The 22,084-nt window shown below is 53.9% G+C and carries 25 protein-coding genes and 1 pseudogene; 16 read left to right on the top strand and 10 right to left on the bottom strand.

Features of this window, described 5'->3' with window-relative positions:
* Nucleotides 1-109: 109 nt before the first annotated feature.
* Complete coding sequence (locus tag JHD62_RS01715; RefSeq protein WP_199101514.1) at nucleotides 110-499, bottom strand: helix-turn-helix domain-containing protein; 390 nt, start codon at nucleotides 497-499, stop codon at nucleotides 110-112.
* A 116-nt stretch (nucleotides 500-615) separates the two neighbouring features.
* On the opposite strand from JHD62_RS01715, the gene JHD62_RS01710 reads away from it, so the two are divergent.
* The 3 genes from JHD62_RS01710 (at nucleotide 616) to JHD62_RS01700 (ending at nucleotide 3,207) form a co-directional block, all read left to right on the top strand.
* Entirely contained in the window at nucleotides 616-936 is a 321-nt protein-coding gene (locus JHD62_RS01710; RefSeq protein ID WP_199101513.1) for a hypothetical protein, read from the top strand.
* A gap of 42 nt (nucleotides 937-978) precedes the next feature.
* Entirely contained in the window at nucleotides 979-1,785 is an 807-nt protein-coding gene (locus JHD62_RS01705; RefSeq protein ID WP_199101512.1) for an oxidoreductase, read from the top strand.
* A gap of 237 nt (nucleotides 1,786-2,022) precedes the next feature.
* Nucleotides 2,023-3,207, top strand: a complete 1,185-nt coding sequence (locus JHD62_RS01700; RefSeq protein ID WP_199101511.1) for a thiolase family protein — start codon at nucleotides 2,023-2,025, stop codon at nucleotides 3,205-3,207.
* 266 nt (nucleotides 3,208-3,473) lie between these two features.
* Here JHD62_RS01700 and JHD62_RS01690 read toward each other — a convergent pair whose 3' ends face one another.
* The 5 genes from JHD62_RS01690 to JHD62_RS01670 form a co-directional block, all read right to left on the bottom strand.
* The gene (locus JHD62_RS01690; protein ID WP_199101510.1) at nucleotides 3,474-4,325 is read right to left on the bottom strand and encodes an aldo/keto reductase; all 852 of its coding nucleotides are present in this window, start codon (nucleotides 4,323-4,325) and stop codon (nucleotides 3,474-3,476) included.
* Between the two features lie 45 nt (nucleotides 4,326-4,370).
* Nucleotides 4,371-5,807, bottom strand: coding sequence for an MFS transporter (locus tag JHD62_RS01685; RefSeq protein ID WP_199101509.1), 1,437 nt, complete (start codon nucleotides 5,805-5,807; stop codon nucleotides 4,371-4,373).
* Nucleotides 5,804-6,388: an NAD(P)H-binding protein gene (locus JHD62_RS01680; RefSeq protein ID WP_199101508.1), complete on the bottom strand. Its 585-nt coding sequence runs from the start codon at nucleotides 6,386-6,388 to the stop codon at nucleotides 5,804-5,806. The genes JHD62_RS01685 and JHD62_RS01680 overlap by 4 nt, the downstream gene beginning before the upstream one ends.
* 142 nt (nucleotides 6,389-6,530) lie before the next feature.
* On the bottom strand, nucleotides 6,531-7,364 hold the full coding sequence (locus JHD62_RS01675) for an SDR family oxidoreductase (RefSeq protein ID WP_199101507.1): 834 nt from the start codon (nucleotides 7,362-7,364) through the stop codon (nucleotides 6,531-6,533).
* 24 nt (nucleotides 7,365-7,388) lie between these two features.
* Nucleotides 7,389-8,537 (bottom strand): iron-containing alcohol dehydrogenase, encoded by a 1,149-nt coding sequence (locus JHD62_RS01670; protein ID WP_199101506.1) that lies wholly within the window; start codon nucleotides 8,535-8,537, stop codon nucleotides 7,389-7,391.
* A gap of 132 nt (nucleotides 8,538-8,669) precedes the next feature.
* Between JHD62_RS01670 and JHD62_RS01665 the strand changes: the two genes are divergently transcribed.
* The 3 genes and pseudogenes from JHD62_RS01665 (at nucleotide 8,670) to JHD62_RS01650 (ending at nucleotide 12,033) form a co-directional block, all read left to right on the top strand.
* The gene (locus JHD62_RS01665) at nucleotides 8,670-9,620 is read left to right on the top strand and encodes a LysR family transcriptional regulator (RefSeq protein WP_199101505.1); all 951 of its coding nucleotides are present in this window, start codon (nucleotides 8,670-8,672) and stop codon (nucleotides 9,618-9,620) included.
* Between the two features lie 316 nt (nucleotides 9,621-9,936).
* Nucleotides 9,937-11,254: pseudogene (locus JHD62_RS23035) on the top strand (NAD-dependent succinate-semialdehyde dehydrogenase).
* A 176-nt stretch (nucleotides 11,255-11,430) separates the two neighbouring features.
* On the top strand, nucleotides 11,431-12,033 hold the full coding sequence (locus tag JHD62_RS01650) for a TetR/AcrR family transcriptional regulator (protein WP_199101503.1): 603 nt from the start codon (nucleotides 11,431-11,433) through the stop codon (nucleotides 12,031-12,033).
* A 255-nt stretch (nucleotides 12,034-12,288) separates the two neighbouring features.
* Here the strand turns inward: JHD62_RS01650 and JHD62_RS01645 are convergent, their stop codons facing one another.
* Nucleotides 12,289-13,260, bottom strand: coding sequence for a LysR family transcriptional regulator (locus JHD62_RS01645; RefSeq protein WP_199101502.1), 972 nt, complete (start codon nucleotides 13,258-13,260; stop codon nucleotides 12,289-12,291).
* Nucleotides 13,261-13,281: 21 nt separating this feature from the next.
* Here JHD62_RS01645 and JHD62_RS01640 point away from each other — a divergent pair, with 21 nt between their 5' ends.
* Nucleotides 13,282-14,235 (top strand): SDR family oxidoreductase, encoded by a 954-nt coding sequence (locus JHD62_RS01640; protein ID WP_199101501.1) that lies wholly within the window; start codon nucleotides 13,282-13,284, stop codon nucleotides 14,233-14,235.
* A 21-nt stretch (nucleotides 14,236-14,256) separates the two neighbouring features.
* A complete protein-coding gene (locus JHD62_RS01635; RefSeq protein WP_199101500.1) occupies nucleotides 14,257-15,237 on the top strand; it encodes an aldo/keto reductase in 981 nt (326 codons plus the stop codon).
* Between the two features lie 74 nt (nucleotides 15,238-15,311).
* On the opposite strand, the gene JHD62_RS01630 is transcribed toward JHD62_RS01635, so the two are convergent.
* A complete protein-coding gene (locus tag JHD62_RS01630) occupies nucleotides 15,312-15,755 on the bottom strand; it encodes a cupin domain-containing protein (RefSeq protein WP_199101499.1) in 444 nt (147 codons plus the stop codon).
* A gap of 48 nt (nucleotides 15,756-15,803) precedes the next feature.
* A complete protein-coding gene (locus tag JHD62_RS01625; protein ID WP_233160499.1) occupies nucleotides 15,804-16,145 on the bottom strand; it encodes a carboxymuconolactone decarboxylase family protein in 342 nt (113 codons plus the stop codon).
* 306 nt (nucleotides 16,146-16,451) lie between these two features.
* Between JHD62_RS01625 and JHD62_RS01620 the strand changes: the two genes are divergently transcribed.
* The gene (locus JHD62_RS01620; RefSeq protein ID WP_199101498.1) at nucleotides 16,452-17,339 is read left to right on the top strand and encodes a LysR family transcriptional regulator; all 888 of its coding nucleotides are present in this window, start codon (nucleotides 16,452-16,454) and stop codon (nucleotides 17,337-17,339) included.
* Here JHD62_RS01620 and JHD62_RS01615 read toward each other — a convergent pair.
* The gene (locus JHD62_RS01615) at nucleotides 17,301-17,786 is read right to left on the bottom strand and encodes a hypothetical protein (RefSeq protein ID WP_199101497.1); all 486 of its coding nucleotides are present in this window, start codon (nucleotides 17,784-17,786) and stop codon (nucleotides 17,301-17,303) included. The genes JHD62_RS01620 and JHD62_RS01615 overlap by 39 nt on opposite strands.
* A gap of 2 nt (nucleotides 17,787-17,788) precedes the next feature.
* Between JHD62_RS01615 and JHD62_RS01610 the strand changes: the two genes are divergently transcribed.
* From JHD62_RS01610 to JHD62_RS01580, 7 genes are all read left to right on the top strand, one after another.
* Nucleotides 17,789-18,400, top strand: a complete 612-nt coding sequence (locus JHD62_RS01610; protein WP_199101496.1) for a phage baseplate assembly protein V — start codon at nucleotides 17,789-17,791, stop codon at nucleotides 18,398-18,400.
* A 32-nt stretch (nucleotides 18,401-18,432) separates the two neighbouring features.
* Complete coding sequence (locus JHD62_RS01605) at nucleotides 18,433-18,939, top strand: DUF3592 domain-containing protein (RefSeq protein WP_199101495.1); 507 nt, start codon at nucleotides 18,433-18,435, stop codon at nucleotides 18,937-18,939.
* 141 nt (nucleotides 18,940-19,080) lie between these two features.
* Nucleotides 19,081-19,629: a DUF3592 domain-containing protein gene (locus JHD62_RS01600; protein ID WP_199101494.1), complete on the top strand. Its 549-nt coding sequence runs from the start codon at nucleotides 19,081-19,083 to the stop codon at nucleotides 19,627-19,629.
* Between the two features lie 76 nt (nucleotides 19,630-19,705).
* Complete coding sequence (locus tag JHD62_RS01595) at nucleotides 19,706-20,059, top strand: phage GP46 family protein (protein ID WP_199101493.1); 354 nt, start codon at nucleotides 19,706-19,708, stop codon at nucleotides 20,057-20,059.
* The gene (locus JHD62_RS01590; RefSeq protein ID WP_233160495.1) at nucleotides 20,059-21,123 is read left to right on the top strand and encodes a baseplate J/gp47 family protein; all 1,065 of its coding nucleotides are present in this window, start codon (nucleotides 20,059-20,061) and stop codon (nucleotides 21,121-21,123) included. The genes JHD62_RS01595 and JHD62_RS01590 overlap by 1 nt, the downstream gene beginning before the upstream one ends.
* A complete protein-coding gene (locus tag JHD62_RS01585) occupies nucleotides 21,120-21,689 on the top strand; it encodes a YmfQ family protein (protein ID WP_199101492.1) in 570 nt (189 codons plus the stop codon). The genes JHD62_RS01590 and JHD62_RS01585 overlap by 4 nt, the downstream gene beginning before the upstream one ends.
* Complete coding sequence (locus JHD62_RS01580; RefSeq protein ID WP_199101491.1) at nucleotides 21,690-22,082, top strand: hypothetical protein; 393 nt, start codon at nucleotides 21,690-21,692, stop codon at nucleotides 22,080-22,082.
* Nucleotides 22,083-22,084 lie beyond the last annotated feature (2 nt).

The raw sequence follows: 22,084 nt of genomic DNA, 5'->3' as shown, positions 1-22,084 counted from the left end.
ACTACCCTGCTGTCTTGTCAGCCAGAGATACAAGCTGACCAGTCACGCCATTTCATCCTGAAGAACATTGCAGGTACATCCAGAGACACCGGCCTGCATACCGGCTTGTTCATTCTCTTATTTCAGGTTGGCAGAAATGCTCGGGGGTAACGACCCCGGGTATGTGCTTCTGTCCCCACTGAGCCAACGATTGCAATACGCCAGCCAAATCTGCCCCTTTGGGGGTGATGAAGTACTCCGCACGTGGCGGTTTGTCTTGATAGAACTCTTTTTTGACCAGGCCGGCTGCTTCCAGACGTTTCAACCTGTCAGCCAGAATGTTGGTCGGGATGGCCTCAGGCGAAGACTGGAATTCTCCATAGCGATGCTTGCCAGCATGGAACAAATCACGCACGACAAGTAGCGTCCATTTGTCACCAACGATATCGAGCACATTGGCGATCGGGCAGGTGGAACGATACCCCTCAGGGCAGGCGGGGGTCGGGTTTTCATTTTTCATGTACAAAATTCTAGACAAGTCACTTGCATTTTACAAGTTTAGGTCTTAGCATTAACTTGCACTTTGCAAGTTACTGGACATTCCTGTTCCGTCAAGGCCCATAGGGCAAGCCGATTGTGCTGTGTCATCGATTCCGGGGAGTACTTGGTCTCTGGGATCCGGCTTTCATCGATGCCTTGGCCGCGCAGGAATATCAGGTCATTTTGCGTGATACCAATGTGACCGTTCAGGAAATTGCTCCGCCCTGGGTAGATACCGACCTGATCAAGAAAGGCGCAGATCCGCGCGCCATGCCGTTGAAGCCTTTATCGCCGAAACCATGCAAGGGTTGGCAACAGAAATACCTGAAGTGGTGGTCGAAACGGTTCGGGCCATTCGCGCCAATCCGGGACCGAATGAACATGCCCTGGTTGATGCTTTCAATGCCGATTTGGTAGCCAACCCACCTGCATTCTGAAATTCAAACAGGAGATAGCACCATGACGAATACCAAAGTTGTTCTTGTAACCGGCGTGTCATCCGGTATCGGACAAGCTACCGCGCTGAAATTTGCCGAGCAGGGATGCCTGGTATTCGGCACGGTGCGAAATTTGACACAGGCGCAACCCATAGCAGGGGTTGCGCTGCTGGAAATGGATGTGCGTGATGGAGATGCAATCCAACGGACCATCCAGACCATCATCAATCAGGCCGGGCGAATCGACGTATTGGTCAACAGCGCAGGAGTCACCTTGCTTGGTGCAATGGAAGAGACATCCATGGCTGAAGCGCGGGCCTTGTTCGACACCAACTTTTTCGGCCTGTTACGCGTAATCAAGGCGGTACTTCCCTATATGCGCGCACAGCGCTCCGGCCGCATCGTGAACATCAGTTCGGTGTTGGGCTTTCTACCGGCACCTTATATGGCACTTTATGCTGCATCCAAACATGCAGTTGAAGGATTATCCGAGACGCTTGATCACGAAGTCCGCCAATTCGGCATTCGTGTGTCCTTGGTGGAACCGGCATTCACCAAGACCAATCTCGATCTCAATGCACCACAAACCTGCACTCAAATACCAGCTTATGACCTGGAACGTGTTGTCGTCTCCATCGCCATTCAGGCCAATGTCCAGCAAGCACCGAATCCTGACGGCGTTGCCGCAACCATTGTCGAGGCGGCACTGGGACGGTGGAAGATGCGCCACACACCCAAAGGCAAAGCCTCGTTACTGGCGAGACTGCGACGCTTCATGCCTGCGGGACCAGTCAGCCAAGGGATAAGAAAGACCTTCGGATTAGCCTGAGGCAATCTGCGCCAGCCTTGGTGCTTTTGTCATCGTGTCGCCTGGATGGCCGCGAGCCTTCTTCCTGAATGTACCCACAGGTGTTGTGGCCATCTGGCGTGGCAGCACAATAACACAATAAAACCAGCGCACGCCCAAGCCAAGACATCAGCCAGTTTTGTATCGGTTTGCTTAGTCAGGATTAAAACTTTCCATCAGCGAATCACAGTCTCATATCTGCACCAACAGGAGATTAAAATGAGCAAACAAGAAATTGTACTGTGCCACCCGGTACGAACCGCTATTGGTTCATTTGGTGGATCCTTGAAGTCCATCTCCGCCATGATGCTTGGTGGTGTAGTGATTCGCGAGACGCTAAGACGCTCCGGACTTGATCCTGAAAAAATAGATGGCGTGGTAATGGGTAATGTTATCCAAGCCGGAAACCGCATGAACCCTGCACGCCAGGCCGCCATCGCTGGCGGCTTGCCCGACGCGGTACCGGCCTTTACCGTCAACCGTGTCTGCGGGTCTGGTGTTCAAGCAATCGTATCTGCCGCTCAAGAAATCAGCTTTGCTTACTCCAAGGCGATAATTGCAGGGGGCATGGAAAACATGGATATGGCACCCTACTTGCTACCCACTGGCCGATGGGGAGCGCGCATGGGCAATGTACAGGCTCTTGACAGTATGCTGCATGACGGTCTGGTTGATGCATTTTCTCAAAAACACTCCGGATGGCATACAGAAGATCTGGTGGATAAATATAATATCAGCCGTGAGGATCAGGATCGCTGGGCTCTACGATCACAACTTAATTTCTCTGCCGCGCAGCACACTGGGGTATTCGATGCTGAAATAGCTGCAGTTGAGATAGAAACAAAACAAGGCATCCATCAGTTCAAACGGGACGAAGCCAATCGTCCAGACACCACGCTGGAAATATTACAAAACCTGAAGCCGGCATTCCGTACCCCCGGAACCATTACCGCAGGAAATGCGCCAGGCTTGAATAGCGGTGCCGCAGCACTGATTGTGGCTGAAAGAAGTTTTGCTGAAAAAAACAACTTGCAAGCATTCGCACGCTTAGTATCATTTGGCATTGCTGCGGTTGAACCGGGCATGTTTGGAATTGGCCCCGTACCCGCAGTCAAACAAGCCCTGCAGCGTGCCAACTGGACACTGGATCAACTTGACCGAATTGAGATTAATGAAGCTTTTGCAGCGGTACCGCTCGCGGTAATGCGCGAATTGGGAATCGATGAAAACATTGTCAATGTCGAAGGTGGCGCCATTGCGCATGGACATCCAATTGGTGCGACTGGTGCGATCTTAACGACGCGTCTGATTCACTCCCTCCAGCGAGCGGGACTGAAGCGAGGCCTGGTAACACTTTGCATAGGCGGGGGGCAAGGCATTGCCTTGGCAATTGAGTTGCTATAACTCTTGCATTGTTTGACCAGACTTGAAGTAATTCACACGGTGTGATTGATAGGAAAAGCGGGGAAAGCCCATAGGACTCTCCCCGCTTTGTTGATTCAATGCCATCACCGAAAAAATAACTGGATCACGTACAGGACGCAATCGGAATAATACCAATGCAGTCCTCGCCACGTTCATCTCACAAACGTCATATGCTGGCTTAAATAACGGTATTCGAATCATCCTGTCAGCCATTACCTGGAACATGATTTGAATACACAGCGCAATCAGGTAGGGCGATGTGCTTCGTAGAGCCACTTCACCATTGCGGGATCCCGGTGATCAAAAAATGCACTGCTTGCGGTATCGAGCGTAGCAATTCTGGCCATGTCTTCGGCACGCAATTCGAAGTCCGTGATGGTAAAGTTTTCCAGCATCCGTTCCGGACGGATGGATTTTGGAATGGCAACCACGCCGCGTTGCAGCAGCCAGCGTAGAACGACCTGAGCCACAGAACGACCATGCTGTTGCGCGATATCTTGCAATACTTCATTACCAAAAAGATTATTACGCCCCTCCGCAAATGGCCCCCACGATTCGATCTGGATGCCCTGCTCCTGCAAAAACCGTGCACTAGCTGTCTGCTGACAGAATGGGTGTGTTTCGATCTGGTTTACCGCTGGCACAACCTTGTTACGCATCACCAAATCCATGACACGATCCGGATGGAAATTACTGACGCCAATGGCACGAATACGTCCATCCCGGTACAGCTGTTCCATGGCTTTCCATGAGCCATGGATATCGCCATATGGTTGATGGATCAGATACAGGTCCAGATAGTCAAGCTGCAACCTTGCCATGGAACGTTCAAAAGCCTGTAGCGTTCGTTCGTAGCCTGTATCGTGCAACCAAAGCTTGGTCGTGATGAACAGTTGCTCACGCGGAATGCCACTGGATGCAATCGCACGTCCAACTGCCTCTTCGTTGCCATAGGAAGCTGCGGTATCGATCAGTCGGTAACCAGTCTGCAAGGCTGCAGAGACACAGGCTTCGCACTCAGCCTGGTCACTCATCTGAAATACACCGAATCCTTGCAATGGCATCTGGATGCCGTTGTTCAGTGTCGTTGTTTGCATATCATTCTTCCTTGTCAAGATGTCATACGCGCAATACCGATAAAATCAGGCCTCTTGCTCCGTGACCTTGTAATTTGTGTTCCGCTGATATGACTGGGTCACTGGATGAAAGCGGATGTAACGCAGGGATACAAACAAAGCGATAATCAGGAATAGCGCTGACATATAAAGAACAAACCCGGTATGCAAAGCCATACCCGCCGCATCATAGGCAGTGGCATGTCCACCGGAATAAACCACAACCAGAATGGCTAGCCCCAAGGTTGCGCCAATCTGGTGAGCCACATTGAGAATACCGGAAGCAGCACCTGCATTTTCTGGCGCGACCCCGGCCACTCCGGCAACAGTCAGTGGTGCCAGCACCCAACCTTGTCCGAATCCCACCAGCAACATGGGTAATAGCACACCACCAACATAAGACAGGTGCACAGCACCAAGACCCTGCAACAAAACTCCAGTGGCACAAACCGAGAGCCCTGTCAGCAAAATACGACGATGGCCAAAACGTTTTACTGCGACAGGCACAGTAAGCGAAGTAAGCATTTGGGGAATGGTTACCGGGATAAATGCCAATCCGGCCAACATCGGAGTGAAACCAAGTGCACCTTGCAAGTACTGTGCAGTAAAGAACCAGAAGCCAACCATCCCACTCAGAAACAGCAGACGCGCAAGGTAGGCAGCATTACGCTTTGCATCATCCAGCAGCGTCAGCGGCAATAACGGTTGCCTGGCCTTTGACTCAATCCGGATGAATGTCATCAATAGCACTAGTCCGATAGTGATGCTGCCCCAGGTCAATGGCGATGCCCAGCCGGACTCAGCTGCTTCAACAATGCCAAATACCAGTGCACACATACCGAGCGTGGAGGTCAGCGCACCGGCAATATCAAAGCGGCCTGTTTGCCGTGGGGTTTCGTTTATATGCCGTAAACTTCCGACAATAAGCGCAATACCAATTGGAAGGTTGATGAAAAATCCTGCGCGCCAGGAAATGAGGTCTGCCAGCAATCCGCCCAATACCATGCCAACAGTAGCACCGATTCCTGCAGCGGCTGCATACAGCGAAAGTGCCCGAGTGCGTGCGCGACCTTCTTCAAAGTGCGTGGAAATCAAGGCAAGTGTTGATGGTGCCAAAACAGCAGCCCCCAAGCCCTGGACCGCCCGAAAGGTGATCATCCAGGCGGGACTGCTTGCCGAGCCAATTGCAAGGGAGGCCAAAGTAAAAATGGCAAGGCCCGTGATGAACATGCGACGTCGGCCCAGGATGTCGCCAGTCCGTGCTCCCAGCATCAGGAAACCACCAAACGCCAGGGTATAAGCATTCTGGATCCAGGACAGACCGGCTGGGGTAAAACCAAGTGCAGCCTGGATGCGTGGCAGCCCTGTCAACACGATGGACGTATCAACCACCAGCATCAGGTAACTCACCATGATGATGCTTAGCACCATGCCGTGGTTCACTGGCTTATTTTGAGGGTTCATGCTTTGCTCACACCCAGGCTCTGCCCAGTCTCCAGGCCTGGAGTAAGTGCAAGCTTGGTAATCAGCGTGGAAAGGCTGTTCAGCGATACGTCATGCCCTTTGAATGGCTCGCCTTTCCTGGTCAACTGGTAATTGAACGATTGGTCACGTGTGAACCAACCTGGACGCAGCACGGTGTAGTCAAGCCCAGAGGCCTCTACGAGGGCTGCCGAATCTCGGTATGGGTCTAAAACGCTGCGGTATTTTTCCCCCGGCACTTCGCCATGAATACCCATCGAGCTAATGAAAATAAGACGACGCACGCCAGCAGACTTCATTGCAGTGATAATGCTCTGCGCCTGAGCCGCCATATCACCTGCCAGATTGGCATAAACCACATCCTGACCATGCATTGCTGCCTGGAGTGCAACTTGATCAAGGACATCGCCTTCAATCATGGACACACGTTCCGGATCTGGATTGGCAAGCCGGTTTTTTCGACGCAAATAAAGGGTTAACCGTACGTCTTGGTGAGCAAGAAGAAATGGAATGGTATGCCTGGCCAACTGACCATTGGCACCGAGAATCAAAATGTGTGTCATCAAAATATTACCTGTCACTTTACCCTTGACTACTCTTTTCCTGACAGCAGCATATAGCCGGAAACAAGAACATTACGTAATGGCAAGCCGTCTTGTAACAAACGACTTGCCTTTCACTTGACCAAGTAATGCAAAGCTATTCTTAATCCGGTGTCGCCAATGCTCCGGTTTTCATTGCTGCGATTACACCGCCATCAATCAGCAGGTCACTGCCGGTAACGAATGCGGCATCCGGTCCCAGCAAGAAGGACGCAGCAATGGCAATTTCATCTGGCGGTGCCATGCGCTTGGCAGGGGATGCTTCAATCATGGCGCGGTACATACCTCCGATTTCCGAGTTCAGCTCATGCAGTGCCAGCGGTGTAACAACAATGCCAGGACTGATGGAGTTGACACGTGCACCACGCGCACCCCAGCTGATTGCAGAGGCTTGCACACGGAGGTGGTTGGCGCGCTTGGCGATCATGTAAGCCACCACCGTATTCGGGATAGCCTCTGCTTGCAGGAAAGGCAGGGACAAGAGTTCTTCGGTCGGCGTATGCAGCAGCGCCTGGTCTTGCTCGGGCGGCAGCGCTGGCATCATGTGACCGGCCATGCTGGAGATGATCAGACCAGACCCTTTGGGTGCAATGACCTTCCCGAATTCATCGAACACTACCGCTGCGCCATACAGGTCGACCTTCAACACATCTTCAACGGGTGCCATGTTTGGTGACAGGCCTGCCGTATTGACAACCTGCATCACATCGCCAAGTGCCGCTGCAGCCGCCGCCAGTTCCTGGACAGATTCACGCGAGGTAACATCAACCCGTTTCGTCTCAACCCGGTAACCGGCATCACGCATCGATTGCGCAGCCTGATTGAGGGTTGTCTCGTTGTAATCAGCCAGTAGCACGGTACGGCCAAAACCTTGACGACGTGCGATGGCAACACCGATCCCACCCGCACCAATAATGACGATGACTTCATTCCTCATTGTTTTCTCCTTGATTGATGTGATTTAGAGGGCCAGTTGCAGAATCTCTGCCACAACGTCTCTCGTGTAGATGTCCGCAATACCAAACCACTGCGCATTGCCAAGCACCACATCAGTGATGGCCGGCAGATCGACCCTGGTGATCCCGAGCTGTGACAGCCGTGTGGGGGTGCCGATGCGGTCAAACCAGCCCTCCAGTGCGGCAATGCCTTGCAGGCCGCCATCAAGATCAAACACCTGCTTGGCAAATCGCTGGAACTGGGCCGGGTTGCGCTCGTGATACCACTTCATCCAGGCCGGCATGATGACTGACAGACCAGCGCCGTGCGGCACATTGAACAGTGCAGACAAGGCGTGCTCGATCATGTGATTGGGGTAGCTGAAACCGGCAGTCCCGGCGTAGATCAGGCCATTGAGCGCCTGCGTGGCCGCCCAGGCAAATTCGGCGCGGGCCGGATAGTTGTCCGGCTGCTCCAGCAAGACCTGGGTATTCTCGATCACGGTCTTGACGATGGCCTCCACCATGCGCGAGTGCAGCTTCGGTTGCACCGTGGCGGTGAAATAACCTTCAATGCAGTGGGCAATGATGTCGGCCGCTGAATACACCAGATAGTCGCGCGACACCGTCTGCATCAGCGCCGGGTTGACAATGGACACACGCGGGAAGGTATGCACCGACTGGATGGCAAATTTCTCCTTGGTGGCCTCGTTGGTCACCACTGCGCCACTGTTCATCTCGCTGCCGGTGGCCGCCAGCGTGAGGATGGAAAACACCGGCAATGCGGAATCGATGGCCGCCTTGCCGATGAACAGATCCCACACATCACCAGCGTAAGCCACCCCGGCGGCAATGGCTTTGCTGCTGTCCAGCACCGAACCGCCACCCACGCTGAGTACGGCCCCCACCTGATGCCCGCGCGCCAGCGCAATACCGTCACGCACCTTGCTGAGCAGCGGATTGCTGACAATGCCGCCGAATTCGACAAATTCGATACCTTGCGCCGCCAGGCTCTGGCTCACCGTCTGAAACAGGCCGTCACGCTTGATGCGCTCGCTGCCATAGCACAGCAGCACCTTGCTGATGCCATGCTCAGCCAGGTGCTGGCCGATCTGCTGCTCTTTGTCAGTACCGAAGTCAATCTTGGTGGGATTGAAAAAAGTAAAGTTGTTCATGTCTGTACCCTGCACTCTTGCTAGTCAGTGTCATTGATGAACGTAACTTTAATTTGCGGACAGACATTCAACTAGAGCATTATCATTTGAATGATATACAACTTTTTGATGTTAATTAAGCCAGGTTAAAACATGTCAATTAACGAGCTGCGCTCCATCACCACCTTTGTCCGTACGGCAGAACTGGGCAGTCTGAGCAAGGCCGCAGAGGCTCAACAGATCTCACCACAGGCTGCCAGCAAGGCCCTGGGGCAGCTGGAACAGTACCTTGGCGTGCGCTTGTTCCACCGTACTACCCGCAGCATGTCGCTGACCGAAGAGGGACAACGCTTTCTGGAAGCGGTACAACCTTCGCTGATCGGTTTTCAGCAAGCCCTCACCACCGTGCGCCAAAGCAAGGACGAACTCTCCGGGCCGCTGCGCATCGTCGGACCGCGTACGACCCTGCATGCGGTGATAGGCCCGGTGATGGACGAATACTGTCGGCTCTATCCGGAAGTGCAAATGGATGTGCAGCTGGATGACCGCATAGGAAACTGGGTGGAAGACCGCATCGACGTCGGCTTCCGGCTGGGCAATTCACCACAGGAAGGGCTGGTGGCGCGCCGCCTGTTTCCCATGCAGCTGATTATCTGCGCGGCACCCAGTTATATACGCAAATACGGCATGCCACAGAGCCTGTACGAACTTGGCGCCCATCGTTGCAGCGCCTTTCGACGGGCCAGTGATGGACGCGTGGTGCCCTGGCGTGTGCGGGTAGGCGACAGCATGCAGGATCAACCGGTCAATCCAGTCTTCTGTACCAATGACGAGACGATTGAATTGCGTGCCGTACTGGCAGGTGAAGTGATTGCCCAACTTGCTGCGCCCACCGCAGCGCACCTCATCCGCAGTGGCCAGCTCGTGCCGATCCTGCTGGAAAACATGGCCGATCATTACAGCCTGTTTGTCTATTACGGCAGCCGGGCGGCACAACCTGCGCGGGTAAGACGCTTCATTGATCTGGCAGTAGACAGACTGACTGACTCTCCTGACTTCTTGCTGAGCCAAGAAGAACTCTCTCTGGCCTGTCACCGTTCTTGAGACCGAACCAAGAGCTGATCATCTTCCTCGTCACGCTTGGCAAGACGTCCATAAAGGCAAGGCCATGCTGCATGGCTGACGGACCAAATACACCACGCACAATTATGTCACTTAGCGATATTTGTCACTCAGCGACACAGTATTGGTCTGAACTTCAGGCCGCCAATGTGCCTTTCCTTTAATCGACAGGAGTCTACTGATATCCCCAACACCCTACCTCCCACTTTATTCATGGATCGATGGCCAGAAGCTGGCTGGCGACAACCGGACTCACAGCGAAGTGATCAACCCTCTGAACGGCAAGGTACTGGGAGCCATGCCACATGCCACGGCTGAGGACTTGCAAAAGGCATTGAGTCCGACTCAGCGCGGCTTTAAAACCTGGCGCAATGTACCGGCATGGGAACGTGCAGCTGTAATCGAACGAGCTGTTGCGTGGCTGAGAGAGCGTCGTGAGCAGCTTGAATCCATGTTGACGCTGGGCGTTGGCAAACCAGGTGCCGAAGCGCGGATGGAAGTAGATTTGACGCTTGACTCCATGACATGGTGCGCCGAAGAAGCCAAGCGCATTTATGGCCGTACCCTGCAGCCACGTATTCCCTATGGCAGAGCCGTGGTATCCCATGAACCAATCGGCCCAGTGGCTGCATTCGCTCCATGGAACGTCCCTGCACTACTGACCGGCCGCAAAATCTCAGCCACTCTCGCTGCCGGTTGCTCCATGGTAATCAAGCCCTCGGAAGAAACACCGGCCACTTGTCTGCTTATTGCCGAAGCCTTCGCTGAAGCTGGTTTGCCTGCTGGTGTTCTTAATGTAGTGCTGGGCGATCCTGACTTGATTTCTCGCACACTCGTGGCTTCCAGAATTATCCGCAAGGTTTCATTCGCAGCTCCGGAGCCGGTTGGTCGAAAGTTGGCAAAACTGGCGGCAGAAAACATCACGCCCATCACCATGGAGCTGGATGGCCACGCACCGGTCATTGTTTGTGACGACGCAAACATAGAAGCGGCAGTTGCCGCATCGGCACCGAACACGTTCTTTAACGCAGGTGCCAGCTGCATTGCACCGACTCGCTTCTATGTTCAGGATGCTCGAGCAATTCGTGACCGCATTTGCACAAGGAGCCAAGGCGATCAGACTGGGGGATGGTTTCGATCCAGAAACAAAGATGGGACCTCTGGCCAATGCCCGCCGCCTGGCAGCAATGGAACACTTGATCGCCGATGCACTGGCACGCGGGGGCAAACTGGAAACCGGTGGATATCGCATCGAAGGTGAGGGATTTTTCTGGGCTCCGACTGTACTGACCAACGTACCAGAAGATGCAGAGATCATGAACCGGGAGCCATTTGGCCCGGTCGCCACCATCTCCCGCTTTGAAAAACTGGAAAATGCAATCGACAAGGCCAATCGCCTTCCCTTCGGTCTTGGCGCATACGCATTCCCCCGCTCGCAGGCTCGGGCAAATTTGCTGGCGGATTGCATCGAGAGCGGAATGGTCGGTATCAACACATATTATTTTGGTATGCCTGAGGGGCCGTTTGGCAGTGTCAAGCAAAGTGGCTATGGTAGTGAAAATGGTATCGAAGGCATCAGTGCCTATCTGCTGACAAAATTCGTCCACATGGTTTGAACCATGTCATAACAAGCAAGCTGGCTGGCTGGCTGGCTGGCTGGCTGGCTGGCTGGCTACAATCTGCCTGTTGCCACCGACATGCGCCATACTTTCACGTATGGCGCATGTCCATCTGGACTGTCCCGTCTGCTATGCAGCCCAATCAATCAGCTAGCTGATGATGTAACCAGAACTTGAAGGAGTTGACCTTGGGTTTAAGGCAGTCAAAGAAGGACAAGACCCGGTTGAAGTTATTGGAAGCGGCATTGCTACTATTCGGCCAGCAAGGCTTCGAGGTCACCAACATCAATCAAATTGCCGCAACCGTCGAAATATCACCTCGTACGCTGTTACGGTACTTTCCCACCAAAGAAGACATCGTCCTGAGCTGGCTGGAGGAAAGCATGTCGGGCTTTCTTGCAGGGCTGGTGCACAGAGCAGAACAAGAGCCGATCATGGATGCGCTGATTTCCAGTGCACGTGAGTTACTTGCACTGTATGCATCCCGCAAGGATTTTTATCTCTCATTGGAACGGGTGATTGAATCATCCCCACAAATCAGTGCGCGAAAACATGCAATGACTGCGCAACTGGCCGATGAGGTTGCAGACATCATTGCAAAGAAAGTCTCGACTGAGAGCCCGCAGCTGTCACTTGAAAGACACCTCTACCCCAATGTACTTTTTGCAATCATCCGAGTTGTCGTCACCCAGTGGGTTCGACATGACGGCAAAGCAGATTTGCAAATACTGTTCAGTGATGCACTGCTCCTTGTGCAATTCCAGCACTCAAACTGACCCTCGATTGTGCCTGGGCAGTGTGTACTCCTGTTAACTCCGCACCACGGTATGACTGCAATCTGGCACACGCCATACGCTGCGCCCTGCTCTGCACCGCGAGGTAGCTCTTGTCCGATAAACCGCTATCGTCGAAGTGATCCTTATTGTTGTACGCGCATTGAAACCCGATAGCCATTCAGTGCGTGGCCATTTTTGCGTTGTATTGCCACACCAGCCTGGCAATACAGAAAACATAGCCGCCCGGATACCTGATTAGTTTGTTGCCAAACGTGCCAAATAAGCCTCATGTGCCGCAGCAAGCTCTCCATCGCTCAAAATGAAGTCAGGACTGTCGAATAACCTTGCAATCGCGAGATCGAGAAAAGCCCTGACCCTTACTGGCAATGCATTGCGGCTGCCATAGTACACGTGGAGTGAAATTGGTGAACTGACATACGAAAGGAAAAGCGGAATCAGCGAGCCGGAACGGATATGAGGCGCGACAGAGAGATTGGCCAATTGCCCAATCACTTGCCCGGAAAGAACGGCTTGAACTTCCAACTCCGTGTCGTTGCTACAAAAAGCAGGAGTGAAGTGTCGTTGTTCCACTTTACCATCTACGGTCAAGTACCAAGGCGATACCTTACCGGTCACCGGATGACGGAAAACACTACAACGATGAAGGCTTAACTCTTCTATTGTTGTCGGCATACCGTTGCGAACCAGATAGTTGGGTGAAGCGCAAACGATTAACTGAACCGGGAAGAGTCGACGACTGATGACGCCTTCCTGCGCAGACACCCCAATACGAAAACCGACGTCCACCCTGTCCAGCACCCAATCGCCAAGTCCATCATCAAGCTGCACATCCGGCCTTACCCCAGGGTTGATCCGGCAGAACTCATCCAGCAGCGGCATCAGGATACCGGCAAAAGATGACTTGGGACCGACAATACGTAATGGTCCGGCAATTCCCTCCTTGCCTGCTCTTGCAGTATTGACAGCCCGTTCAAGCGTAGCCAGTGCAGGCTGAGCATCTTCCAGGAACTGTTGCCCCTCCTCCGTCAAGGCCAGGCTGCGCGTGGTGCGATGCAACAGCCTCACACCCAGGTGCTTTTCCAGCATCGAGATAGCCTGTGTCGCCGCCTGTGCGGATACGCCCTGCGCCAGCGCAGCCTTACGGATGCTCCCTAACTCCACCGCCTTGGCAAACATGGAAATGGAGCGTAATTCATTGATCGGCATAGGACACTTTTCGCATGGACTATGCAATCAATTATCAATAAAAAATTGCTTCTCATGCAATTTTTTATCGGCTATTTGATTGATACTCAATTTTCTATAGTGAGCACATGCACACTAACAGGAATCGAGATCATGCAAAAAGAAGTCGTTGTCGTTGTAGGTGCCGGCTTGATTGGCCAGGCCATTGCGCGGCGGATTGGTGTAAACAAACAGATCCTGCTTGCCTCGCTGAGTCTTCAAGATGCTGAACAAGCTGCCATTCAGTTCCGTAATGCAGGATTCATTGCGTCTGCCGCCTGTGTGGATGTGGGTTCACGTCAATCGGTGCAGGCACTGGTTGAACAGGCAGAACAGCTTGGGCCGATTACCGGATTGATACATGCGGCCGGCGTCTCCCCTTCCCAGGCAGGGGTAGAAACGATTTTGCGTGTCGATCTTTATGGCACCGCACTTGTATTGGAACTGTTTGGCAATGTCATCGCGCATGGAGGCTCGGGAGTTGTCATTGCCTCACAATCTGGGCATCGTTTGCCAGCCCTGCCCGACCAGCAGGATCGGGCACTTGCCATGACCCCGGTAGAAGAACTACTGCAACTTGATTTCCTGCAGCCGTCCAAGGTGGTGGACACCCTGCATGCCTACCAACTATCCAAGCGCGGAAATTCACTCCGTGTAATGGCCGAAGCAGTACGCTGGGGGCAGCGAGGGGCGCGGGTCAATACCATCAGTCCCGGCATCATCATCACCCCGCTGGCAAATGATGAACTCAATGGTCCTCGCGGTGCAGGGTACCGTCGCATGATTGAAGGTAGCCCGGTTGGTCGTGCAGGCACTCCGGATGAGGTAGGACATGTTGCAGCCCTGCTGATGGGGCCAGATGGAACCTTCATCAGCGGCAGTGACATCCTGATGGACGGCGGTGTCACTTCGGCTTTCCGTTTTGGTGACATCAAACAACCCGTCATCCAGTCCTGAATTGCTGAAGAAAGAACCCACATGGAAAAACGTCTGCTTGGCCGCTCTGGCCTGAGCGTTTCAGCAATAGGCTATGGTTGCATGGGCCTGAGTTTTGGTTATGGCCCTGCCATTGATCGTCGGGATGGCATCAAATTGATTCGTACCGCTTTCGAGCAAGGTGTGACGCTATTCGATACCGCCGAAGCTTATGGTGCACAGAATGAAGAAATGGTGGGTGAAGCACTGGCGCCAGTACGTGATCAAGTTGTCATTGCAACCAAATTCGGCTTTCGGAATGGCAACGTTAATGACGGCCTTGATAGTCACCCGCAAAGTATTCGCAATGCAGTGGAAAAGTCACTGGGCTATTTGCGCACAGACTACATCGACCTGCTATATCAGCATCGTGTAGATCCCAATATCCCTATGGAAGATGTTGCGGGAACCGTGAAAGATCTCATCGCGGAAGGTAAAGTGCGGCACTTTGGCTTGTCTGAAGCAGGTGTTGACTCTATTCGTAAAGCGCATGCGGTCTTGCCGGTTACGGCCTTGCAAAGTGAGTATTCACTCTGGTGGAGAGAACCCGAGCAGCAACTGCTACCTGTTCTGGATGAACTGGGCATCGGTTTCATACCTTTCAGTCCACTCGGGAAAGGGTTCCTGACCGGAGCCATCAACGCCAGCACCGAATTCACTACGGATGACTTCCGCAATGTAGTGCCCCGTTTTTCGGTTGAGATGCGGCAAGCGAATCAGGGACTGGTCCTGGCGTTACAAGAAATTGCCGCGGCAAAAGGTGTGACCACGGCGCAAATTGCTTTGGCCTGGTTAATGGCACAGAAACCTTGGTTGGTGCCCATTCCGGGAACAACAAAGACCAGTCGTCTCATGGAAAACCTTGCAGCAGCTGAAATAAGGCTTTCTGCCATAGAACAGCAGCACATAGCCGACATTTTAGCAGGTATCCCGGTAGCAGGAGATCGTTATCCTCCTTCACGTGCAGCACTGATCAATCGTTAATTATTCACAAATCAGGTAACACACAAAAGATGGCACGGAAGTTGATTACTCTGAATCGTCTTCCGTGCCATTATTTAAACACGATGAAGTTGATGATAATACTCATCGCTGACTGGCTCTAACCATTCATTCTTACTCTCACTACCTGGTACCTCGACAGAAATATGACTGAACCAGCTGTCAGCCCTTGCACCATGCCAGTGTTTTTTACCTGCCGGAATATAGACAACAGAACCTTCCTTCAGGCTTACTGCCTGCTCACCTTCCTGTTGATACCAGCCCTCACCTGCAGTACAAATCAGTATTTGCCCACCACCACTTTGCGCATGATGAATATGCCAATTATTACGACAGCCCGGTTCAAATGTAACATTAGCCATGAACAAGGGAGCAACACCTGGTTTCAACAGCCAATTCAAATATGACTTCCCGACAAAATATTCAGCATAGGCTTCATTTGAGTCACCCGTACCAAAAATATTGATATTTTCAAATATTTCTTTACTTGCATATTTCATTATTTTATACCCAAATATCTTAGCAAACTCGCCAGGTAAAACACTTTTTCATTCACTCCATATTTCCTTGGCACTCCTGAATGCACCCCAGGCCTTAGGCCAACCTATGTAGAAAGCCAAATGTGTAAGTATCTCCACAATTTCATCTTTGGCAATACCATTATTCTTGGCAGTCTGCATATGAAAACTGAGTGGACCATCAAGGATTCCACTGGAAACCAATGCCGTCACGGTAATAAGACTTCTATCACGCTGAGATAGCTCGACATCACGAGACCACACCTGTCCAAACAAAATATCATCGTTAATCTCTGCAAACTTGGGTGCGAAGTCTCCAAGCTGATCCCGCCCGGCAGTGACTTTTGGATTAGTCATGCTGTTATCTTTCATGGTTTATCTGATTACATGGCTACTTTCCAGAACAAGTTTGAGAAAGTATGCGCACTAGTTGATGATTGACTTGCAAGTAGAACAATTCACATCTGATCAGCATGACGTCTTTCACCGACAATCAGATTACTTGCCATCAGTGCAGCGGCAGCCGGGAAGAGTGACTGGCACAAGCAGCTCAACGCATTGAGTTGAATTCCCGTCATCCCGGAATCAATGCTTCCTGCCACGTGCATTAAATTTAATCTTCGGCAAGCTTTGGCACTAGATGGCAGAATAGGGAAACACTTATTCACAGGTGCATTAATGCAAACACAGGATTTGAATGATCTGGTTGCACTGCTGACAGTGGCACGTGAACGCAGCTTCACCAAAGCGGCACTGTTGCTGGGCACCTCTCAGTCATCACTGAGCAGAACAGTCAGTGCACTGGAAGCAAGGCTTGGCATGTTGTTACTGACGAGAACGACTCGCAGCGTAGCGCCGACCGAAGCTGGCCAGAAACTGCTGAATGCCATAGCACCCAGGATTGAAGAAATAGAAGCTGAACTGGAGTCAGTAAAAGCGTTGAGAGAACGCCCTGTAGGAAAGGTGCGGATCACCGCGACCGACTATGCGGCCAATCAATACGTCTGGCCAAAGTTGCAACCATTGTTGAGACAATACCCGGAGTTAAGTGTCGAGATCATCAATGATTACGGATTTGCCAACATCGTCGAGCGTCGCTTCGACATCGGGATTCGATTGGGGGATGAAGTCGAAAAAGACATGATCGCGGTTCGTATCGCGCCTGATGAGACAATGTCAATCGTGGCCTCACCGGTATATCTGCAGGACAACCCCATTCCCGTTACCCCGCAAGACCTGACAGCACACAACTGTATCAACCTCAGACTACCGACCAAGGACTCCCTCATGTCATGGGAGCTACGCAAGGGTGACAACTGGTTAAACGTAAAAGTCAGAGGACAATTAGTCTTCAATAACGCATATCAAATGCTTGATGCAGCACTGGCCGGGTTCGGGCTGGCATACCTTCCGCTGGCACTGGCCCAGCCACTGGTCGAGGCGGGTCGGCTTATATGGGTATTGCAAGACTGGTTTCCGACATTCACAGGTCACCATGCTTATTATGTAAGCAGAAAACAGTCATCACTAGCCGTGCGCCTGGTTATTGCAGCGCTCAAGCGATGAAGGGCATGCGGCTGCCAAAAGTAAGCTCTTGGCTGTGGACTGGGTAAGAAAATATGGGCCATTGCCCATGGAGGGCGGGACAGACCACGTCCCCTTGCTCATCTCGCCGCGTTGCTGCTTGGCTAATTCCAGTGGCCGCAGTTTTTCCTGACGGCAGATGTCTTTCCAGCGCGGTGGCAGGGTTTGCACCGCTTCGAAGTAGGCCTCAAGGTCGGTTTGCTTGAGCAGACCGATGGGCTTGTCGCCGATGATATCCACCAGCAGCGGCATGACCGCCGTCACCTTGCGCAGCATCGCCACCTTGTCCAGCTTCTGGTAGTAGGCCAGATAGCTTTGGGTCACCTCGGACAGCATCGGGGTTTCCAGCCGCTGCGCCATCACCGGTGTCGGCACTTCCTTGCCGTCATAGCGGCTGTCAGCCAGCCCGCCACCCTCAGCAAAGGACAACCATGACCCCGGACATCGACCGCCGCATCAGCCGCGCCCTGGCCGGTATCCGCCAGGCTTTCCGTGGCGTGCTGGGCCTCACCAGCAATGGCGCGGCCAGCCAGCTGGCCCAGGTGGAAGGCCTGTCCGGTGAAGCTTTGCCCGACCTGGAGCTGTTCCAGCAGTTCGGTTTCAGCAGCAATCCGCCGCCCGGCACCGCCGTCGTGGTGCTGCCGCTGGGCGGCAAAACCAGCCACGGCATCATCATCGCAACAGAAAACGGCCAGTTTCGTGTGCAAGGCCTGGCCCCCGGCGAAACCGCCGTGTTTAACGCCTTTGGCGATACTTTTGTGTTTAAAGACGGCCAAATAGCAGGCACCACCAAAACCTTTACCCTCACCGCGACGGAAGGCATGCGCTTTGACAGCCCGCAGGCCGAATTTACCGGCCAGGTGATGGTGCGCCAACAGCTAAGCGGCCAAGGCGGCATGGCCATCAAAGGGGGTGATGGCGCAGTGTTCAGTGGGGATGTGCGGCAGGAGGGAGGCAGCTACCAGACGGATGGCGATGTGGTGGCGGGTGGAGATGTCATGGCTGGCGAGGTCAGCTTGCGCAAGCATAGCCACAGAGAGTAAATTGGCGGCAAATAATTCCAAATGGATACGCAATGATGCGTGCTTTACTGTCCATCGCCATATCGTGGCTGCTACTGATAGTCGCTACCTGTATCTGTATTCAGATTGCCATCAACATATCTAACGTAGCCATTTCAAAAATCATGGAGGAGCATGCTGCACAAGCTTGGCCTGAAACCGATGCACATATTATTGCCTCACGGCTGGATCAGGAACGTATCAGACGTATCATATGGCGTCCAATATATACCTATCAGTACACCGTAAACGGCAAGCAATACACTAGCGACAGGCAATCAATAGGCTCCGGCAGAGGATATGAAAATATTCAGGATGCCAACATGAACATTATAAAACACCCGATCGGCTCGATACTGCGCATAAAGTACAACCCGAAAACCCCTCATCAAAGCACTATCACTATTTATACAGACCATGGATTGATCGACTACATAGCCATACTGGTGAGCTTTCTGATTCTCCTGCTTCCCGGATATGTCTACTATTTTCTGTTCAAGAAAGACAGGCTGGTCATTTAAACCAAAAACAGTTAATACCAATCCATCGCCATGCCATCAGTTCACAACCTGCATGACACTACTTGCCTCACCTCAACAAAAAACCAACACCACTTTTGAGTAATATTTTTTGCTTATTCATATTGAAATAAATGGCACAAAATGACTATTGCAAAATATGCACGCATTACCTCATGGCTCATACAAATAATAATCACGCCACCCTGTTTGTGCCTATCACTCATCATGTTCAATAAGCTCATATCAGAATGGCAGGAAGTTCAGGCAACCGACACATGGAAAGTCACCGATGCCATCATCACTGAAGCGCGGTTAAATGACAGCCATGGTGGAAGGCATCGCGTTCTTGAACCGGTATACACTTACCAATATCAGGTCGATGGCAAGCAATACGTCAGCAACCGGCAGGCGATCGGCGGAGAAGTGACCTTCCAGTTTACTCAGGATGCCCACCGAAGCATGGCCAAACATCCTGTTTGTTCAACTCTGCAAATACACTACAACCCGGCATCGCCCCAGGATAGTGCCATCACCATCATCCATAACAATTTTCGCCGCTACTTTATGGGCATTTTTACTGCACTGGTTGCACTGCTGTTCCCGGTCTATGTCTACTATCTCTTGTTCAGAAAAAAGAAGCGCCCCTCAAACCAGAACACAGCCGGAAGTGGCTCCCTGCCGGTTAATTGACTTCCACGGCGTACAACACCGCCCACTGAACCTCCTCAGCTAATCCCATCCCACACCATGCCCCGACAATCGGGGCATGGACGCTTTACTCGACCCCCACACCGCCAGCTATACCGGCAACCGCACCAGTACGCTGGCCAATGCCGTTTACCTGCGCCTGGCCACACCGCTGGGCAGCTGGTGGGCAGACCCCTCGCTCGGCTCACGCCTGCATGAATTGCGACGCGCCAAAGACCTCAGCCGTATCGACACGCTGGCGCGGCAGTATGCCGAGCAGGCGCTCTCTCCCTTGTTGCAGGACGGTCGTGCCAGCCGCATTACCGTAGCCAGCCAGCGGCCCCGGCCCGGCTGGCTGCTGCTGCTGATTGCCGTCACCGCCGCCAGCGGTGCGCTACAAACCTTCCGTTATCCAGTGCGGGTGGGCGGCTGATGGCTTATCCCTTGCTCTCCATGGCGCAGATTCGCGCCGACATGCTGCGCGACATCCGCAACCTGCTGCCGGAGGCGGATGTCGGCCCGGATTCCGACTATTTCATCCGCGCCACCTCTGTGGCCAGCGCAGTGGAAGGCTTGTACCAGCACCAGGCGTGGATGGTGCGGCAGATTTTCCCCGACACCGCCGACCATGATTATCTGCTGCTGCATGCCCGCTTGCGTGGTCTGTCCCCCAAGCCGGCGGTGGCGGCCAGCGGCCGCATGCTATTGCATGGCAATCCCGGCAGCCCCGTCGCCGCCGGGGTGCAGGGCAAATGGGGCAACCAGCTGTATATCAGCCGCGAGGCTGGCCGGATTGGGGACGATGGCACGCTGACACTGGCCGCCGCTGCCATGCAGGCCGGGCTGGCAGGCAATGCGCCTGACGATGCCCGGCTGGAGCTGCTGGCTCCGCCGCCTGGCGTGCAATCGACTGCTGTGCTGACTGAGATGCACGGCGGCGTGGAAGAAGAAAGCGATGCCGAGCTGCTGGCCCGGCTGCTGGATCTGATCCGCCGCCCACCGGCTGGTGGCAATGTGCACGACTACCGCCGCTGGGCGCTGGAGGTGCCGGGCGTGTCGGCAGCTTATGTCTACCCGCTACGGCGTGGGCTGGGCACGGTGGACATCATCATCACCTCGGCCGGTGGCCTGCCATCGGTGGAGACGCTGGCCGCCGCGCAAGCGCATATCGACGCGCTGCGCCCGGTCACCGCCAAACACAGCCAGGTGGCCGCACCCACGGTGCGACTGGTGGATGTGGAGCTGCAGCTGGCAGTGTCCGGCCTGACGCTGGAGCAAGCCCGACTACAGCTGACACCACAGCTGCAAACCCGTTTCGACCAGTTGGCCCCCGGCCAGCTGCTGATCCGCAGCCAGCTGGAAACGCTGGCCTCCAGCCTGCCTGGCGTGGTGGACCGGCGCATCGTGCTACCGGCCGCCAATGTGCAGCCGCTAGTGAATGAACAGCGGGTGGAATGGCTGCGCCTGGGCCGTCTCGACATCAAGTCCATGCCATGAGCCATGCCACGCTATTGGCACTGCTGCTGCCACCACAGTCCTACGCCCGCAACGCCCAGCCCTTGCAGGTCGAACTGCAAGCCGAAGGCCAGGCGCTGGACGTGGCCGAGCGCGATGGCTTGCAAGCTGCCGCCGCCATCTCCCCCTTCTTTGCCGAATACACCGTGCCGGACTGGGAGCGGGTATGCGCACTCACTCCACCGCCCGGCGCGGGCTATCAGCAGCGCTTGCAGGCGGTGCTGGCCAGGCTGGCCGCTACTGGCGGCTTGAGCATTCCTTACTTCCAGCGGCTGGCCAGCAGCCTGGGTTACCGCATCGACATTGTCGAGCCGCAGCCTTTCCGCGCTGGCATCAACCGCGCCGACGACATGTTGCAGGTGGCCGACATCATCTGGGTGTGGCAGGTGGTGGTGCATGCCGCCCAGGTGCAGGCCTGGCGTTTTCGCGCAGGCCAGGCCGGTGCGGGCGAGGCGCTCACCAGCTTTGGCGACCCGGTAATCGAAACCGTGTTTCGCGAACTGAAACCGGCCCACAGCTTTGTCTACTTCGCCTATCAGGAGGGCTGAATGCAGAAAATCAACACCCCGGACCAGCTGTTTCACGATGGCGACCCGTCAACCGGCGCGCTGGGCAGCATCGTCACCGCCGCCTGGCTGAACAGCATGCAGGGCGAGCTGGTGAGTGTGATCGAGGCGGCCGGTATCAAGCTGGATGCCGCCAGGACCGACCAGCTACGCCAGGCGATTGCCAAGCTGGTGAGCGATGCCGCCGCACCGGTCAAGCATGGCCATGCGTGGGCAGACATCAGTAAGACGCCTACCACACTGGCAGGCTATGGCATTACCGATGCTGCCAGTAGTCATGAACTGGCCCAGGCGCTGCTTACCCTGCTGCCCCGGACCGAGTTTGCCGGCCAGTGGGACAGTCGCCTGGCCCAGCGCATGACCTTCCAGTACTGAGG

This window comes from Aquitalea sp. ASV11 (genome assembly GCF_016429185.1).
GTDB classification, from domain to species: Bacteria; Pseudomonadota; Gammaproteobacteria; order Burkholderiales; family Chromobacteriaceae; genus Aquitalea; species Aquitalea pelogenes.
Note: the sequence above shows the minus strand (reverse complement) of the source record. Positions and strands in the feature narration are given on the sequence as shown.